This window comes from Segatella paludivivens DSM 17968 = JCM 13650 (assembly GCF_000373185.1).
In the GTDB taxonomy this organism is placed as follows: domain Bacteria; phylum Bacteroidota; class Bacteroidia; order Bacteroidales; family Bacteroidaceae; genus Prevotella; species Prevotella paludivivens.
On sequence record NZ_KB890658.1, the window covers coordinates 1 to 16,102 of the forward strand.

General features: G+C 38.3%; 13 protein-coding genes, 2 tRNA genes and 1 pseudogene. 2 read left to right on the forward strand and 14 right to left on the reverse strand.

Annotated elements, in window-relative coordinates:
- Both B045_RS0109880 and B045_RS0109885 read left to right on the forward strand, forming a co-directional pair.
- The coding region (locus B045_RS0109880) for an outer membrane beta-barrel protein (protein ID WP_018464104.1) at positions 1 to 1,042 on the forward strand (1,042 nt) is incomplete at its 5' end.
- A 35-nt stretch (positions 1,043 to 1,077) separates the two neighbouring features.
- Positions 1,078 to 3,402, forward strand: coding sequence for an outer membrane beta-barrel family protein (locus B045_RS0109885; RefSeq protein ID WP_154650149.1), 2,325 nt, complete (start codon positions 1,078 to 1,080; stop codon positions 3,400 to 3,402).
- Positions 3,403 to 3,560: 158 nt separating this feature from the next.
- Here B045_RS0109885 and metG read toward each other — a convergent pair whose 3' ends face one another.
- From metG to B045_RS15445, 14 genes and pseudogenes are all read right to left on the reverse strand, one after another.
- Positions 3,561 to 5,624 carry a methionine--tRNA ligase gene (metG, locus tag B045_RS0109890; protein WP_018464106.1) on the reverse strand — a complete coding sequence of 688 codons (2,064 nt, stop codon included), beginning with the start codon at positions 5,622 to 5,624 and terminating at the stop codon, positions 3,561 to 3,563.
- A 77-nt stretch (positions 5,625 to 5,701) separates the two neighbouring features.
- The gene (locus tag B045_RS0109895; protein WP_018464107.1) at positions 5,702 to 7,243 is read right to left on the reverse strand and encodes a YifB family Mg chelatase-like AAA ATPase; all 1,542 of its coding nucleotides are present in this window, start codon (positions 7,241 to 7,243) and stop codon (positions 5,702 to 5,704) included.
- A 46-nt stretch (positions 7,244 to 7,289) separates the two neighbouring features.
- Complete coding sequence (locus tag B045_RS0109900; RefSeq protein ID WP_018464108.1) at positions 7,290 to 8,288, reverse strand: DUF4369 domain-containing protein; 999 nt, start codon at positions 8,286 to 8,288, stop codon at positions 7,290 to 7,292.
- A complete protein-coding gene (locus B045_RS0109905; protein ID WP_018464109.1) occupies positions 8,285 to 9,961 on the reverse strand; it encodes a tetratricopeptide repeat protein in 1,677 nt (558 codons plus the stop codon). The genes B045_RS0109900 and B045_RS0109905 overlap by 4 nt, the downstream gene beginning before the upstream one ends.
- 24 nt (positions 9,962 to 9,985) lie before the next feature.
- Positions 9,986 to 10,071, reverse strand: a tRNA-Leu gene (locus B045_RS0109910).
- 31 nt (positions 10,072 to 10,102) lie between these two features.
- A tRNA-Gly gene (locus B045_RS0109915) sits at positions 10,103 to 10,175 on the reverse strand.
- Positions 10,176 to 10,247: 72 nt separating this feature from the next.
- Positions 10,248 to 10,817, reverse strand: a complete 570-nt coding sequence (locus tag B045_RS0109920) for a hypothetical protein (RefSeq protein ID WP_018464110.1) — start codon at positions 10,815 to 10,817, stop codon at positions 10,248 to 10,250.
- Positions 10,818 to 12,155: an argininosuccinate lyase gene (argH, locus tag B045_RS0109925; RefSeq protein WP_018464111.1), complete on the reverse strand. Its 1,338-nt coding sequence runs from the start codon at positions 12,153 to 12,155 to the stop codon at positions 10,818 to 10,820. It lies immediately after the preceding gene.
- A 15-nt stretch (positions 12,156 to 12,170) separates the two neighbouring features.
- A complete protein-coding gene (locus B045_RS0109930) occupies positions 12,171 to 12,581 on the reverse strand; it encodes a polyketide cyclase (RefSeq protein ID WP_018464112.1) in 411 nt (136 codons plus the stop codon).
- Positions 12,582 to 12,584: 3 nt separating this feature from the next.
- Positions 12,585 to 13,217 carry an orotate phosphoribosyltransferase gene (pyrE, locus tag B045_RS0109935; RefSeq protein WP_018464113.1) on the reverse strand — a complete coding sequence of 211 codons (633 nt, stop codon included), beginning with the start codon at positions 13,215 to 13,217 and terminating at the stop codon, positions 12,585 to 12,587.
- 86 nt (positions 13,218 to 13,303) lie between these two features.
- Positions 13,304 to 13,999, reverse strand: coding sequence for a ComF family protein (locus tag B045_RS0109940; protein ID WP_018464114.1), 696 nt, complete (start codon positions 13,997 to 13,999; stop codon positions 13,304 to 13,306).
- Complete coding sequence (locus B045_RS0109945; RefSeq protein ID WP_018464115.1) at positions 13,992 to 14,468, reverse strand: regulatory protein RecX; 477 nt, start codon at positions 14,466 to 14,468, stop codon at positions 13,992 to 13,994. Before B045_RS0109945 ends, B045_RS0109940 begins: the two co-directional genes overlap by 8 nt.
- A complete protein-coding gene (prmC, locus tag B045_RS0109950; RefSeq protein ID WP_018464116.1) occupies positions 14,465 to 15,322 on the reverse strand; it encodes a peptide chain release factor N(5)-glutamine methyltransferase in 858 nt (285 codons plus the stop codon). Before prmC ends, B045_RS0109945 begins: the two co-directional genes overlap by 4 nt.
- A gap of 77 nt (positions 15,323 to 15,399) precedes the next feature.
- Positions 15,400 to 16,102, reverse strand: a pseudogene (locus tag B045_RS15445) (outer membrane beta-barrel protein); the annotation flags it as partial.

Here is a 16,102-nt window from a genome sequence, read left to right on the forward strand (position 1 = left end):
ATTATCATGGGGGATAGAATGTAATCACATAAATATAACAGGTTCTTTGACCAGCGACTCAGGGAATACGCCGTCTTCAAATTACAGTAACAGGGAAAATAAATATGCTGCCTATGCAGAAGCTAAACTTAATATGGGAGATGTGCTGGTCAATGGAGGATTACGCTATGAAGAATTAGTTTCTGATTATAAGAATTTAATAGATAGGACAGGAGATGTTCATCGACATTATAAAAATATATACCCCTCTATATCATTAATATATAACAAGAATGGATGGGCTAATACCTTGTCGTTCTCGTCACGTACAAGCAGACCAACATTTAGGCAATTAAGCAATTCTAGTTATTATTCAAATGAGTTTATGTACCAATGTGGAAACCCTTTGTTGAAGCCTGCGGATTCCTATATTGCACAATGGAATACCGGATATAAGTTTATTAATTTTTCAGCAAGTTATACGTATATGAAAAATTACATATCAACTGATTTCTATACATCTAGTAATAATCAGAATCAGATTGTCAGTTCTTATATTAATTATGACAAGATTCAGTATTTGAAAGCAAATCTAAATTTACAAAAAAACATAGCATGGTGGAAGCCGTCTTTGTCTTTAGGAATAACAAAGCCTTTTTTCAGTTGTGAATATTTAGGTGAGAAGCATTCTTGTAATACCCCACAACTATATGTTATAGCTAATCAATATTTTCAACTACCAGCTTCGTATTTACTTTCTGCCTATTATTACTACAATAGTGGTGGCAATCAGGGTGCTGTCACACTAAAACCATACCAGATGTTTAATATGGGAATACAAAAAGCCTTTTTTGATGATAAACTAAGTGTGAGCCTTCAGGCACAGGATATATTCCATACAATGAAGTTCAAGGAAATAGAAAATATTAAGAATATTCATTTCCAACAGACAGAAGACTACTGTTTGTGGAATTATTCCATTAGTATCATTTATCGTTTAAATAAATTGAAAACAAAATATCGCGGAAATACCTCTATAAAAAATGAGCTAGATAGACTATGAGTAATAAATATATATTTCTTTTAATATTGAGTTGTATGTATCAACTGAAAATTAATGCATATAATATAACAGGAAAAATAACAGATGAGAAATTAGTTCCAATTGAATTTGTTAATGTGGTGTTGTTAAATTCAAAGGATTCCTCCTTTGTTGATGGTGTGGTCTCAGACAGTGAAGGACGCTTCTCATTGCCGACTCATAATGGTATAGAAAACTACATGTTGAGCGTATCGTATATGGGATATAAAACTACACAACTAAAAATCGTTAGTGCTGATTTGGGGAACATTGTTCTGCATCAAGAAGCAAAATCACTTAATGAAGTTGTTGTTCGAGGCCATAAACCAATAATTAAAAGAGAAATAGATCGCTTGGTATTCAACGTTAATAATACGCCTTATCAAAAGGGAAATACAATAATGGATTTGCTGAGAATGACTCCACTTATAAAAGTTACTGATAATGCAATAAGTATTATAGGTAAAAGCAATGTTAGAATTATGATTAACGGCAAGATCTCTTATTTGGATAGTAGTGACATCATTCAATATTTAAAATCATTGCAATCGGATGATGTAATAAGTATCGAGGTGATAACAACTCCTCCAGCAAAATATGAAGCAGGTGGTAACGGCGGTATGATTAATATCATTACTAGAAACAGAAAAGATATTGGACTTGATGGTAATGTAGGGGTTTCATACACACAGAGATCTTATGCCGGAATAAGTTCTAATGCTTCAGTTAACTATCGTTCAGCTAAGTCTTTTTTGTCTTTTAAAATACGCCAAAGCAAGAGTAAAGGTTCCGTTAACGAGGCTTATCAGATTTTGCAAAACGTAAGTGGTCAGAGCAGTGAGACTGCAAGAAAGGATACCTATGATAATATAGGTGGTAACATGACATTTGAGCATCAACTCACCCCATTGGCGACTATTGGAATGGTCTATGATTTTAATCGTGGTGATGATAATCTGGATATTCGTAATAAATATAACTACTACAGCAATAGTAGACTAGACTCTTTGTTGAACACATATTCTGTTCAGTCTGGAAAAACAATATCACATACTCTTAATCTCTATTACGATTTGAAGCTTGATAGTTTGGGTAAGAAACTGGGGATAGCAGCTAACTACATGAGTCATACACCTGATAAAAAGGTTAATTTCACAACTTTAAATGAGCAGACTAACAATAAGTATATTGTAAAAGAACCAAACAATATAAGATACTCAATTTATACAGGAGAGGCAAACTTAGAATTACCTTTTAAATCATTTAAATTGGAAACCGGAGTGAAATACAGTAATGTCAACAATAACTCTGATATGCAATACTATAATTTGAGAGATAATAATTACGTTGCTGACATTAAACGTTGTAATGTCTTTAATTATAAAGAGCAGACATTGGCGGGATATCTTAGCGCTTATAAATCTATCAATGCTCATTTCTCTTTTCAGGCAGGTCTGCGATACGAGCATACGTTCGTTAAGGGAATAACTCCAAATAATAGTTCCGATAATGTTAAAACGGATTATGGCCATATATTTCCTACAATCTATTTCACATATAAGCCAAGTGAACTAATGGATTTCCATTTAAATTATGCAAGAAGAATTAATAGACCATACTTCAGAGCATTGAATCCTTTTAGATGGTACACTAATCCCAATAATGTAGATCAAGGTAATCCTGCTCTACGTCCCTCTTTTGTCGATAATTTTGAATTGGGGTATGTTTTTAAAAACAATTTGGCTGTAACGGTTTACTATCAAAAAGAGAATGATGCTTATGGACAGTCACTCTATATTTCAGATGATAAGACAACTTATAGTACTTATGATAACATATATAATAATAGGCAGTTTGGTGTAAACCTGAGCTATTCTTTAAATCCTTTTGAATGGTGGAATATCTCATTAGCGGGGAACTATATTTACAATAAATCAAAGATAATGAAAGATGACTATATACCACAAAATGGAGGGTCTTTTGATTATAAATGTTGTAATACAGTTTCATTTGACAAAGATCATAGATTTCAGTTTTTCTTGAATTATTCACAAAATCTAGCTTACAAAGTAGGTACAACCTATGATAAAAGCTATGCTAATTGTAGCGCTGGTCTGAAATATGCCTTAATGCATAATAATCTTGTTATTAACCTATATACGAACGATTTGTTTAAGCAAGATCTTGTTAAGCGAGAGAAGTTCGCAAAGACGAATACTCAAATATATAATAATTATTATGACAGTAGATATCTACGTCTAAGTGTTGTTTATTCATGGGGCAAGACAAAGGTGAAATACCAGAAGAAGAACATTTCGTTTAATGAACGAAATAGATTGTAGAATTAATATTTTTATGAAACAATTGAATTTAATATGATAAGAATTCTACCTCTTTTGGACAAGATGAAATAAAGACTCCGTACTTATAAATGACAGTAAATAAAAAATCCAACTGCAATCAATGCAGTTGGATTTTTGTATTATTGTTAAGCCTTGTTCTAGCAAATCTTGCTTCCTGGCTTTACACTCTTCAAAATTGTTGTTACGCTAAGGTCACCATCGAAGTTCTCAGCACTTAATATCATGCCTTGACTCTCTATGCCCATTAGCTTGCGTGGGGCAAGGTTAGCAATAAAGAGTACGTCTTTGCCTATAAGGTCTTCAGGGGTGTAGAATTTTGCTATACCTGAACATATAGTGCGGTCTTTACCACTACCGTCATCGATCGTAAATTTAAGCAATTTATTGCTCTTTTTTACTTTCTCGCAATCTTTGATATGGCCTACACGGATATCTAGTTTCTCCCAGTCGCTAAAGTCAACATTCTCCTTAATAGGTTCTGCTTTATATGTAGCAGCCTCATTGGCTTTCTTAGTCTCTGCTAGCTTGTCAAGTTGCTTTTGGATTACATCATCCTCAAGCTTCTCAAACAAGAGCTCTGGTTCTGCTAGCTGATGGCCTGCTTTCAATAAGTCTGTGTTTCCTAACTCAGCCCAGTCGAAACTCTCCATATTGATGAGCTTACGTAGCTTCTCAGAAGAGAATGGCAGGAATGGTTCAAATGCAATAGCCAAATTAGCTACAAGCTGCAAAGATATGTTGAGGATAGTCTCAACACGCTTCGGATCTGTCTTCCATTCCTTCCAAGGTTCACATTCTGTGATGTATTTATTACCGATACGAGCAAGATTCATTGCTTCTTTCTGAGCCTCACGGAACTTAAATATGTTAAGATAAGACTCCATCTTGTCTTTTACATCCTTGAACTCTGCAAGTGCAGCACGGTCTACATCCTGTAACTCACCACAAGCTGGTACAACGCCATCCCAATATTTCTTTGTTAGCTGTAGAGCACGGTTTACGAAGTTACCATATACGGCTACAAGCTCTGAGTTGTTGCGCTCTTGGAAATCTTTCCAAGTGAAGTTGTTATCCTTTGTCTCTGGAGCGTTCGCTGTGAGAACATAGCGCAAAACATCCTGTTTGCCAGGAAGGTCATGCAAATATTCATGCAACCATACGGCCCAGTTACGACTTGTAGAAATTTTGTCGTCCTCAAGATTAAGGAATTCGTTTGCTGGAACATTATCAGGAAGTATATAATCGCCGTAAGCCTTTAGCATTGTTGGGAAAATAATGCAGTGGAATACGATATTGTCCTTTCCGATAAAATGCACTAGACGTGTTTCTGGATCTTTCCACCACTTTTCCCAGTTGCCAAACTTTTCTGGATTGTTGTCGCAAAGTTCCTTGGTGTTGCTGATGTAACCGATAGGAGCATCAAACCATACATAGAGCACTTTGCCTTCTGCACCCTCAACAGGTACTGGAATTCCCCAGTCAAGGTCACGAGTCATAGCACGTGGCTGTAAATCCATATCCAACCAACTCTTGCATTGTCCGAAAACATTTGGACGCCATTCTTTGTGTCCTTCAAGAATCCATTTCTTAAGCCAGCCCTGATATTCATTAAGAGGGAGGAACCAGTTCTTTGTCTTCTTTATTACAGGCTTTGAACCAGATATTGTTGAATGTGGATTAATAAGTTCCATAGGACTAAGGTCGCTACCACACTTCTCGCACTGATCGCCATAAGCATTTAAATTATGGCAGTGTGGGCATTCGCCCATAATATATCTGTCAGCAAGGAACTGGTGAGCTTCTTCGTCATAATACTGTTCGCTTTCCTTTTCAACGAGCTTTCCATCTTCGTAAAGCTTCTTGAAGAAGTCGCTTGCAAATTTATTATGAGTATCGCTAGTCGTACGACTGTAAATATCAAAACTGATACCAAATTCCTTGAAAGAATCTTTTATCATCTTGTGATAGCGGTCACAAACATCCTGTGGCGTTATACCTTCTTTCTTCGCCCTTAAAGTGATAGGAACTCCATGCTCGTCACTACCGCCTATAAATACTACATCCTGCTTCTTCAATCTGAGGTAGCGGACATAGATGTCGGCAGGAACATAAACTCCAGCCAGATGACCGATATGTACACCACCATTTGCATACGGCAAAGCCGCAGTGACAGTGGTACGCTTAAATTTATTTTCTTCCATCTAAATCGTTGACTTTTAATTCTTTGTGTGCAAAATTACAATAAATCGGGCGTAATACAAAGAGAAATTACTCTTTTTTATCTCTCAGCCCAGTCCCCACGGTCTAGTTGGCGATAGCTGATTGCTTCTGCTAGATGCTCTACTTTTACACATTCGCTGTTTGCCAAGTCGGCAATGGTACGCGCAACCTTAAGAATACGGCTGTAAGCTCTAGCGCTGAGACTTAGTCTCTCCATAGCCATGCGAAGCATGCTTATTCCCTCTTCGTCTGGTTCTGCATATTGATGAATCATACGTTCGGTCATCTGTGCGTTGCTATGTATACCAACGCAATCCTTAAATCGCTCTGTTTGTATTGCTCTTGCTGCGATAACGCGTTCTCTGATGTCTTTACTTGGTTCGCCCGGTACAGCCTTGCTAATGTCCTTAAATGGTACAGGAGTAATCTCGCACTGTATGTCAATACGGTCGAGTAGTGGACCACTAATCTTATTCATGTAGCGTTGAATCTGCCCAGGTGTACATACGCAATGGTGAGTAGGATCGCCATAGTAACCGCATGGACATGGATTCATGCTTGCGACAAACATGAAAGAACATGGATATTCAATATTGTATTTTGCTCGGCTTATCGTTATTTCTCTATCTTCAAGTGGTTGCCTTAGCACTTCTAGCGTGTGCTTATTAAATTCTGGCAACTCATCACAGAATAATACTCCATTATGTGCAAGTGAGATTTCACCTGGCATCGGATTTGTACCACCTCCAACGAGAGCTACTTCTGAAATCGTGTGATGCGGAGAGCGAAAAGGTCGCTGACTTATTAGTGATGTATTACATCCAAGTTTTCCGGCAATGCTATGAATCTGCGTTGTTTCAAGACTCTCTGAAAGAGATAATGGTGGAAGTATTGATGGTAATCGCTTTGCCATCATAGACTTGCCACTTCCTGGAGGACCAACCATAATAAGATTGTGACCGCCGGCAGCTGCGACTTCTAAGGCGCGCTTCACGTTTTCTTGCCCACGTACGTCGCTGAAATCAAAATCAAAGTTGTATTGCTGTTCGTAAAATTCCTTTCTGGTATCAATAACTGTTGGATTATATTCTTCCATCCCTGTAAGAAATTTCACGACATCGAGCAAGTTTTCCATTCCGTAAACATCAAGATTGTTTACTACGGCAGCCTCTTTTACATTGTCTTTTGGCACTATCAGACCTTTGAATTGTTCGGCTCTTGCTTTTATAGCAATAGGCAGTGCACCTTTTACAGGTTGTAATTTGCCATCAAGTCCCAATTCTCCTACAAGCATATAGCTAGCCAGTTTGTCTGATTCTATATTTCCATGGGCTGCTAAAAGGGCTATAGCGAGCGGTAGATCAAATCCACTTCCTTCCTTTTTTAAATCTGCAGGTGCCATGTTTACGGTAATATCAGCTTTTGGGAATTTATATCCACAATATTGCATTGCGGCTGCAATTCTGTCACGTCCCTCCATAACCGCCTTATCTCCAAGTCCTGTGAGATGATACATCACGCCAGGATTCATACTCACTTCAATAGTGATAGTGGTTACTTCAAGCCCATTGACAGCAGCGCAATAGGTCTTTACAAGCATATTTTCAATAAATTTTTTATGTTTTTTAGTTGGTTAATAATCTAAATCAGATCATTTTCCCCAGTCGTTGTGTAAGATCGTTAATAGAAAGTCCGCGAGCAACTACACGACCGTTTTGCATCAATATGTTATCTGGTACAGCCAACAAGCCCAACTTCTTTATAAGTGGACCTTCAAACATCTGTTCGTCGCATATTATTGGCCAGTTTATCTGATTTTGTGAAATGTTTCTTTTGCAGTCGGCTTTGCTAGCATCTAAACATATACCGACTATTTGTAACCTTCCAGCAGCCTTGTCGTTCAAATCTTTTAGTCTGCGCTGCATGTCTGTGCTTTCAAAGCTCCATGAAGCCCAAGTGTAGATAAGAGCTATAGGCGAACTTTTTAATGTTGATGAAGAAACAGCTTTGCCGTTTATGTCGTATGCTGTAAAATTGGCAACAGTATTGCCTGATTCAGCATCGCATATTGTTTTCACCTGTGCGATAAGATGATTTACGTAACCGTTGCGTGGTTGTTGATTGTGCATAATGCCAAGCAACTTCATTGCTTTCTTATAGTCTGGTTGTTGGCTCTTCAAAATATATTGTGACACTATAAATGCGCCAACCGGAGATTCTGGATGATCCCCTATAAACATAGAGGCATATTTCGATATTTCTGGAGGTGAAGCATTTGCAATCTGATGGCGGAATTTTGTCATCAGTTCGTTGTCGTCAGTTCCGGTAACTTCCAATTCCTTAAGGTGAGAGGCATCTCCCTTAACGTCTACAGATTTACCAGGTTTAGCAAAAATTGCTTGTTCTGAAAAGTTTGGGAACACTACTACCAATTCGCATTCGTTTTCACACGGCATTTCGTATGAGAAGCGTCCACCTTCAACCTTTATTGTGTCTATGCCACTTAGACCACCATCTGGGCTATAAACATAAAACTCACCCTGGTTGAGGTTTGTGAGTCGACCTTCAATCTCAAAATGATGATTGTCGGTTCCACAAGATACCAAAACCAGGGTGAATAGTATAAGAAAACTTATTTGTTTCATTTATTGAGTTTTGCGAATTCAAGATCCTTATTGGCGTATGTAGCCAAAGAAGAATCCTTCTGCAGAGCTTCCTTTAGATAAGTATTTGCATCAGAGTTGTTGCCCTGACGAGCGCAAAGAATTGCGTGTAGATAACTTGTAACTGCGTCTGCATTCTTAACATTCTTGATTGTCTGCTCAGCAGCAGCATAGTCTTTATTAAGAATCTGTGCAAGAACAGCGCTGTTGTTGTTAGATTTGCTGAACTCATCAGCAGCATTAGCATAGTTTCCGCGTGCAATATTCAAGTTACCAAGTACTTCGTTGAATCCGTTTCCGTTAGCGGCTTTAGCAAGGTTGTTCTGAGCCTCTTCAAGCTGACCATGAAGAAGGTTGATATATGCCTTGTTAGCATAAGCCTCTGGAGCATCAGCGTTAGCCTTGAGAGCTTCGTAAAGATACTTGTTAGCAGTATCTTCGTTACCCTTGTTTAATTCAAGAGCTGCGATGTTGTTGAATGCACGATAGTCACTAGTGTATAATTCAGCTGTCTTCTTGTAGATGTCCTCTTTCTTTGCTGCGTCTTTTTCAAGAGATGCTGCATAAAGAAGTTCATCAACAGAAAGTTTTGATGGATCAGCAGCATACTGCTCGTTGATCTGCTCATCGCTGCGACCAATTGTTTCGTAGTTGATGATAAGGCGACTGCGACGAAGTTCTGGAAGGATCTCGTTTGCAAGTTCACGGAAGCCTTCGCTCATGTTACGAATCTGCTGCTCGCGCTGCTGTGGGTCTTTATACATAGAAAGAACACGAAGGATTACTTCCTTGTCCTGAATGTTACTAGCCTGTACAAGCTGCTGGAAACCTTCCCAGTCCTGAGCTGTGTAGTGAGCATCAATATCAGTCTTAACTTTAGTAGCTTTAAGCTGATTCTTTACATAGCCCTCACTAGTGTTCTGACGCTTGTTAGCAAGTTTGTTGTTGAATGAGAAACCACCTTCTGGTGAAGCATAAGCCTGAATTTCTACATTCTTTATAGCTAGTTTCTCGCGATCAGCGTTGATATTCTTCAACATTTTGACGAATTCCTTAACACTGTTGTTCTTCAACTGGCTGCTACGCAAGTTAGCTTGATTGATGATGAACTTAACATTAGCTTCCTGCTTCTTAGCGTTGATGCGCTGGAAAGAGTCTGGAGCAATGCAAGCACCTTCATTAGTCATAGTCTTTTTGTAGAGTTCTGATGTTGAGATTACACCTGTTGCAACCTTAACCTCAGGAACGTTTACTTTCTTCTTTCCAATGTGTGCGTCAAAAGTGAGATACATGTCACTACTCTGCATTTCTGGAACATAGTCGAAAGCAGCTTTCATTGTATATCTGCCACCAAGTTTATATTGAATAACCTGATTGTTACCCATTACCTTCTGACCCTGGAAAGTAGTGCTTTGGCCCTTAGCTACAAGACCATTGCCATATCTCAATTCAGGAGTTACAGTAACAGTAGCTTTCTTCTTCATGTACTTCTCAGGGAATTGTCCATCTACAGTAGCAGGAACTTTTCCACCAAGAGTCTCAAGTGGGTTGGGAGTTATTGTGAAATTGTCGGCAGAAAGTTTGCCTAATTTAGAGCATGATGTCGTTAATAACAATGAACATGCAGTTAATGAAAGAATTAGATTTTTATTCATAAACGTAATAAATTTAATAGGAAGTGCCGCGAGCGGGACTCGAACCCGCACAGCCATTACTGGCCAAGGGATTTTAAGTCCCTCGTGTCTACCAATTCCACCATTGCGGCAACGGAATTAATAACTATTAATAAACAGTTGAGCGGAAAACGGGACTCGGACCCGCGACCCCGACCTTGGCAAGGTCGTGCTCTACCAACTGAGCTATTTCCGCGAAAAAGTGATGCAAAGATAATGGTTAATATTCAAACTGCCAAATGAATTTACACATTTTAATATTAATACGTTAATTGTAAACACTTAGTGTTCCATATGCACCTGTTGTTGATGCGTGATACCTAGTAAGTTTGTTACCTTTGTCCCCACTTGTTATTATTCCTCCGTTATTGAGGTCATATTGACGTTTGCAAGTATTGCATGTCGCGATACCACTTGTTGATATAGATAATTTTTTACTTCTGACAGGTATTGCATCTGGATCAAAACAATTAGGGCATTCCAAGTCGTAAGCATAGAAAGTCAGTGGATCGCTTAGTTTTCCATATCCAACAACAAGTCCGTTGTTAAATCCAAGTATATGGGTGCGTTGCTTGTCAAGATCTGTAAGAATAGTCTTTTCTGTAAGCCCAGAGCTATTCGTGAATGAATAATACTGCGCTCCGTTTTCAGTGATAAGACTTATCGTACAGAAAACACCACTATATGGAGTCATGGCTTCTGCAAGCCGTGAATTGTTGTGATTGCCGTTTTCAAATACAAAATAGCATCTGTTACTGCTAAACTCATTTTGCACATTGCTGCATGAGTCGGTGAGCAGTAATAAAATAAATGCTATTATTATATTTGTCTTCCTCATTTATTTCAGAAGTTCTTTTTCTGCATTAGTCATACGCTCAAAGTTAAAACCTTTCAATGTATCTTCCATAAGATTCTGTATCTTGTCGTTGCAAAGATTTCCGATACTTCCCTCATGGGTGTGATGAATGTTTCGGTCTGCCTTGAATGTGCCTGCTTCTATTTCAAGTCCCACCTTCTTATAAGCGTCACGGAATGGCATTCCTGCCGAAGCAAGTTTGTTTACTTCCTCAACAGAGAACATTGGGTCATACATTGAATTTTCAAGTATATGCTCGTTTACCTCCATCTTGTTTATGATGTAAGCAGCCATCTGTAGACAGTCTTTCAACTCATCGAATGCAGGCAGAAATACTTCTTTTATGATTTGCAGATCGCGGAAATATCCTACAGGAAGATTATTCATTATAAGCATAATCTGCTGTGGCAGACTTTGAATTTTGTTGCTCTTAGCGCGTATAAGTTCAAAAACGTCTGGGTTCTTCTTATGCGGCATGATGCTACTTCCTGTTGTGCATTCCTTTGGAAGTTTCACGAAATTAAAGTTCTGACAGTTGAACATGCATGCGTCGAAAGCCATCTTTGCAAGTGTCCCGGCAACAGTAGAAAGTGCAAAAGCAACATTACGTTCCATTTTTCCACGTCCCATCTGAGCATAAACAACATTGTAGTCCATTGAGTCAAATCCCAACAACTTTGTTGTCATTGTGCGGTTTAGCGGGAAACTGCTACCGTAACCTGCAGCTGAACCTAGAGGGTTGCGGTTTGTCATCTTGTATGCTGCCTGAAGAAATAACATGTCATCGGCAAGTCCCTCGGCATAAGCCCCAAACCAGAGTCCGAAAGAACTTGGCATTGCTATCTGCAAATGAGTATAGCCTGGCATGAGAACATCTTTGTATTGATTACTCTTATCAATAAGTTCATTAAAGAGTAACTTTACACTGTCTACAATTTCTTTAAGCTCATGACGAGTGTATAACTTTAGGTCTATAAGCACTTGGTCGTTACGACTTCTTCCCGAATGTATCTTCTTTCCCATGTCACCCAATTTCTGGGTAAGCATAAGTTCCACTTGTGAATGTACGTCCTCAACACCTTCCTCAATTCTGAACTTACCGCTCTCGCATATAGCGTAGATATTTTTAAGTTCAACAAGAAGTTTGTCAAGTTCGTCTTTTTCAAGTAGTCCGATACTTTCTAGCATTGTGATGTGAGCCATAGAGCCCAGTACATCATATTTAGCTAGATACAGGTCCATATCTCGGTCCTTGCCCACTGTAAAGCGTTCAATTTCCTTGTTTACTTCAAAGTTTTTTTCCCAAAGCTTATTTGCCATAGTTATATATACCCGTTATTCGTATTTAATCATTTGCAGTGCATCGGCAATCTTTTCGATACCTTCCTGCAATGGTTTTGAAACCATACCCTTAATGAAAGGATTGAGTTCTGCCTTAATAGTAAGCTTCATCTTGCAACTGACTTCATCTACAGGCAAGATCTGAATCCATAAATTGAAAGGCAATGGACTCTTTTCTGTTTCAAACTTGATGCAACTTGGCTCTTCACGTTCAATAATATTCAATTTCACGGCACCCATAGGAGAACTAATAGAAATTGAATTCTCATCGAATGTGAGATCTTTGATCTTGTCTTCAGGCAGACGGTCCTTTATTCTTTCGATATTACTTAAATCGCTCAGCAAATTATATACATTCTGTTGAGGATAGTTTATCTGTCGGATAGTACTTTCGAATGTTGCCATATATTATTTATTCCAGTTTGCTGGATCTTTACGCCATTTGTGTAAAACTTCTACATCATCTTGTGCAATATATCCTGTTTCAAGAGCTTCTGCTACAACATGATCGTAGTCGGTAAGTGTAACCAATTTAACCTTAGCATCCTCGAATGCCTTTTCAGCAACAGGGAAACCGTAAGTGTAGCTTGCAATCATACCAATCACGTCACAAGCATTGTTGCGGATTGCTTCAACTGCTTTAAGACTGCTGCCACCTGTAGAGATAAGATCTTCAACAACAACAACTTTCATTCCTGGTCTCAGTTCACCTTCGATAAGATTTTCCAATCCGTGATCTTTTGGTTTAGAACGAACATAAACGAATGGGAGGTTCAATGCGTCGGCAACAAGTGCGCCTTGAGCAATGGCTCCTGTAGCAACTCCGGCGATAGCCTCTACATCAGGGAAGTGTTCCAAAATATTGTGAACTATTTCCAACTTTACGTAGTTACGCAAGTCAGGATAAGACAATGTCTTTCTGTTATCGCAATAAAATGGTGATTTCCAACCTGAAGCCCAAGTAAAAGGATTGTTTGGTTGTAATTTAATGGCTTTTACCTTAAGCAACTTCGAAGCGAAGTCTTTCTTTAAAATATCCATTTTCAGTGTGGTTTTAATTATAAATTCGTGCAAAGTTAGTGGAAATATCCCACAATACAAATTTTTAGTGTGAATTTTACTTTTATTTACGGTTTAACAAATCCCAGTGAAACAATGCTTATCTTTATGCCCTCAGCCTTCATTAGCTGTTGAGAGCATGCAATGGTCGTTGCCCCTGTTGTTACAATGTCATCAACAAGTAGAATGTGATGATTGGCTATAGCTTTTGTGTTGATAATGCTGAATGCGTCTTTCACGTTTTCCTTGCGGTCAATTACGTCTTTGTGAGTCTGGCTTTCCTTGAAAAGTGTTCTCCTAACTATGTTATTGTTGATTTTTATTCCCGTTACATTGCTTATTCCTCTGGCTATCATCATACTTTGATTGTAGCCCCTGGTGTGTTGTCTCTTTTTCGTCAAAGGTACTGGTATAATGGTGTCTATACCTTCGAAAAAGTTTTCATGGCTGAATTCTCTTGCGGCAATCTCACCCAGACTGACTCCTATTTCTGAACAATGATGATATTTTAGGTCATAAATGGCTTTGCTCACTGGCGCCTGTGCATTATAGAAAAACAACGCTGATGTCTTCTCAATTGGTATCTGTTTCCAATATAGGCGGTTCATCATATTATCATAGGGCGAGCGTTCATACCATGTGCGTGGAATATGGCGGTCGCAACTACTGCACAGTGTCTGTTCGGTGATACTGAGTCTACATCCGCAAATTGCGCAACAGCGTGGTGCGATAAGGTCTATAAGTCTGCTGAAAAAACTAATCATCTGCTAATTCTTCAGCTTCGTCAATACACATACGAATAATTCTCATGTCGAAACCTCTGCCCATGGCGAATTTTATAAGTTTCATGGCTCGCTCATATTCGTTGCGTGCTTTTATGGTGGGATATTTCTGTTTTATAAGTGGGCGCAACTTCTCAAGATATATCTCGTCGGGTATTTCTTCAAACACAGGATCTGAAATACTATGAGGAATACGTTTTATATACAAGGCCTGTTCTACTTTTTTTCGTCCCCATCCGTTATACTTTATTTTGTCTTTCACGAATGCTTCGCAAAAGCGAGCGTCGTCAACAAACTTATTCTTAGTGAGATATTCCATGATGCGCGCTTGAGCATCTTCTGATATTTCCCATTTATTCAGTTTGTCGATAAGATCCTGAGTGCAGTGTTCACCTTGAGCGCATAGAGATGATAGTTTCAGTTGTGCTTCTTTTTCAGATATTTGTTTCATTTATAGCAGATTGTGAATCGTTGTTTACCAAAAATATCACTAACGGTTCTTATATTCTTATAATTAAGTTCTTTAAGCATACAGATAGTCTCATTTGCATAGATTGGGTTTATCTCAAATGCAAGCATGCCGTTACGTTTTAAAGATTTAATACCATATTCGGCAATAGCTCTGTAAAACTTTAATGGGTCGTCATTAGGTACAAACAAAGCTGTGTCTGGTTCGTAGGCAAGCACATTTTCAGCCATATCCTTTTTTTCTTTGTCACAGATATATGGTGGATTACTTACTATAATGTCCCATCTATTTATATCCTCGTCAGTAATATTCAAGGCATCTTTAAGTTCAAGATTTACTTTCGCCTCAAGTCTGTGCGCATTTTCACGTGCAATGATAAGTGCGTCAGAAGAAATATCCCATGCTGTGACATTAGAATTCCAAAGGTCAAGAGCCAATGTTATTGCAATACATCCGCTTCCTGTGCCAATATCTAGTACATTTATTGGTTTTGGAGGTTGAAGAGCGCAGTATGGTCGATTGTATTCTTTGATTATTTCTTTGCACAATCCGTATGTTTCTGGTCTTGGAATCAGTACGCCTGGTGCCACCTTGAATATTCTACCGCCAAACTCTTCCTGTTCTAATATATATTGTATCGGCTCTGACTTTCTGAGTCTTTCTATACATTCATTCAACTGTGCTATTTTATCATCAGAGAGTTCTTCTATTTTTCCACACAGAATATCAGTGAGATTCATTCCACACCTCACTTCTAAAAGTAATCTCACAATGGCTTTGGCTTCACCTTCATCATATATATCTGTGAGGCTTCGCCATAATTCACTATATGTCATGATGCAAAATTAATGAAATTTGCTCTAATTGTAAGCAAATCATTAAAATAATAATTATAAAAAGAGTTCTTAGTCGTTTATTTTGGGTTGATACTAATTTTATATCCCACTGTCAACATTACATAGCTAGGAATATTGTTATAGAATGTTTCCGTACGACCTTGTCCGTTGACGACGAATGAATGATTTGATATTTTTTGTAACAGATCATACCCTATCACACGTACGTCAAGTTTGTTTTTGATAAAACTTCGCGACAAAGACATATTCCATATTAAATAGTTAGTATTGGCAACGCTTTCACTATAGCCTCGGCGTGAATACATCTTCAAGTCTGTAGAAATTCCAATATTAAGAGGTAACACATAAGTGGCTGTCATACCATAATTAAAATCAAATACATTCATTGTAGAGAAGTTGTTGCTAAGACTTACGGAATTGTGCCATTCCATATTGCCAAGCAACGCAGCACGAAAATTATTCTTCTGCATCGTAAGCTTCAGCCCATCAGTAACATAAATATTGTTCACCTTGCTAATCTGGTAATCAGCACTTCCTGCAAGCGTTACAAAGTCTACATTGCGATTGAAGTTGAAACTGGCATTATTCTCCAAGTTCCATAGTCTATCCTTATCAAGTGCCATTGAGAATCCATTACTTACAGAACCGGTCCAGTTGCCATTTATATTACGTGGCTGATAAGTATATACACCACTTGACTGATTGTATGTGACGGCATTTCCAATAAGATTTCTGTCAATCCTAAAATCAGCTGCTACA

Bases quoted from the DNA above. Each gene is read 5' to 3' on its own strand.
- metG (WP_018464106.1), bottom strand. From the start codon at position 5,624: ATGGAAGAAAATAAATTTAAGCGTACCACTGTCACTGCGGCTTTGCCG.
- prmC (WP_018464116.1), bottom strand. From the start codon at position 15,322: ATGACATATAGTGAATTATGGCGAAGCCTCACAGATATATATGATGAA.
- B045_RS0109900 (WP_018464108.1), bottom strand. From the start codon at position 8,288: ATGAAACAAATAAGTTTTCTTATACTATTCACCCTGGTTTTGGTATCT.
- argH (WP_018464111.1), bottom strand. From the start codon at position 12,155: ATGGCAAATAAGCTTTGGGAAAAAAACTTTGAAGTAAACAAGGAAATT.
- B045_RS0109930 (WP_018464112.1), bottom strand. From the start codon at position 12,581: ATGGCAACATTCGAAAGTACTATCCGACAGATAAACTATCCTCAACAG.
- B045_RS0109905 (WP_018464109.1), bottom strand. From the start codon at position 9,961: ATGAATAAAAATCTAATTCTTTCATTAACTGCATGTTCATTGTTATTA.
- B045_RS0109895 (WP_018464107.1), bottom strand. From the start codon at position 7,243: ATGCTTGTAAAGACCTATTGCGCTGCTGTCAATGGGCTTGAAGTAACC.
- B045_RS0109945 (WP_018464115.1), bottom strand. From the start codon at position 14,468: ATGAAACAAATATCTGAAAAAGAAGCACAACTGAAACTATCATCTCTA.
- pyrE (WP_018464113.1), bottom strand. From the start codon at position 13,217: ATGGATATTTTAAAGAAAGACTTCGCTTCGAAGTTGCTTAAGGTAAAA.
- B045_RS0109920 (WP_018464110.1), bottom strand. From the start codon at position 10,817: ATGAGGAAGACAAATATAATAATAGCATTTATTTTATTACTGCTCACC.
- B045_RS0109885 (WP_154650149.1), top strand. From the start codon at position 1,078: ATGTATCAACTGAAAATTAATGCATATAATATAACAGGAAAAATAACA.
- B045_RS0109940 (WP_018464114.1), bottom strand. From the start codon at position 13,999: ATGATTAGTTTTTTCAGCAGACTTATAGACCTTATCGCACCACGCTGT.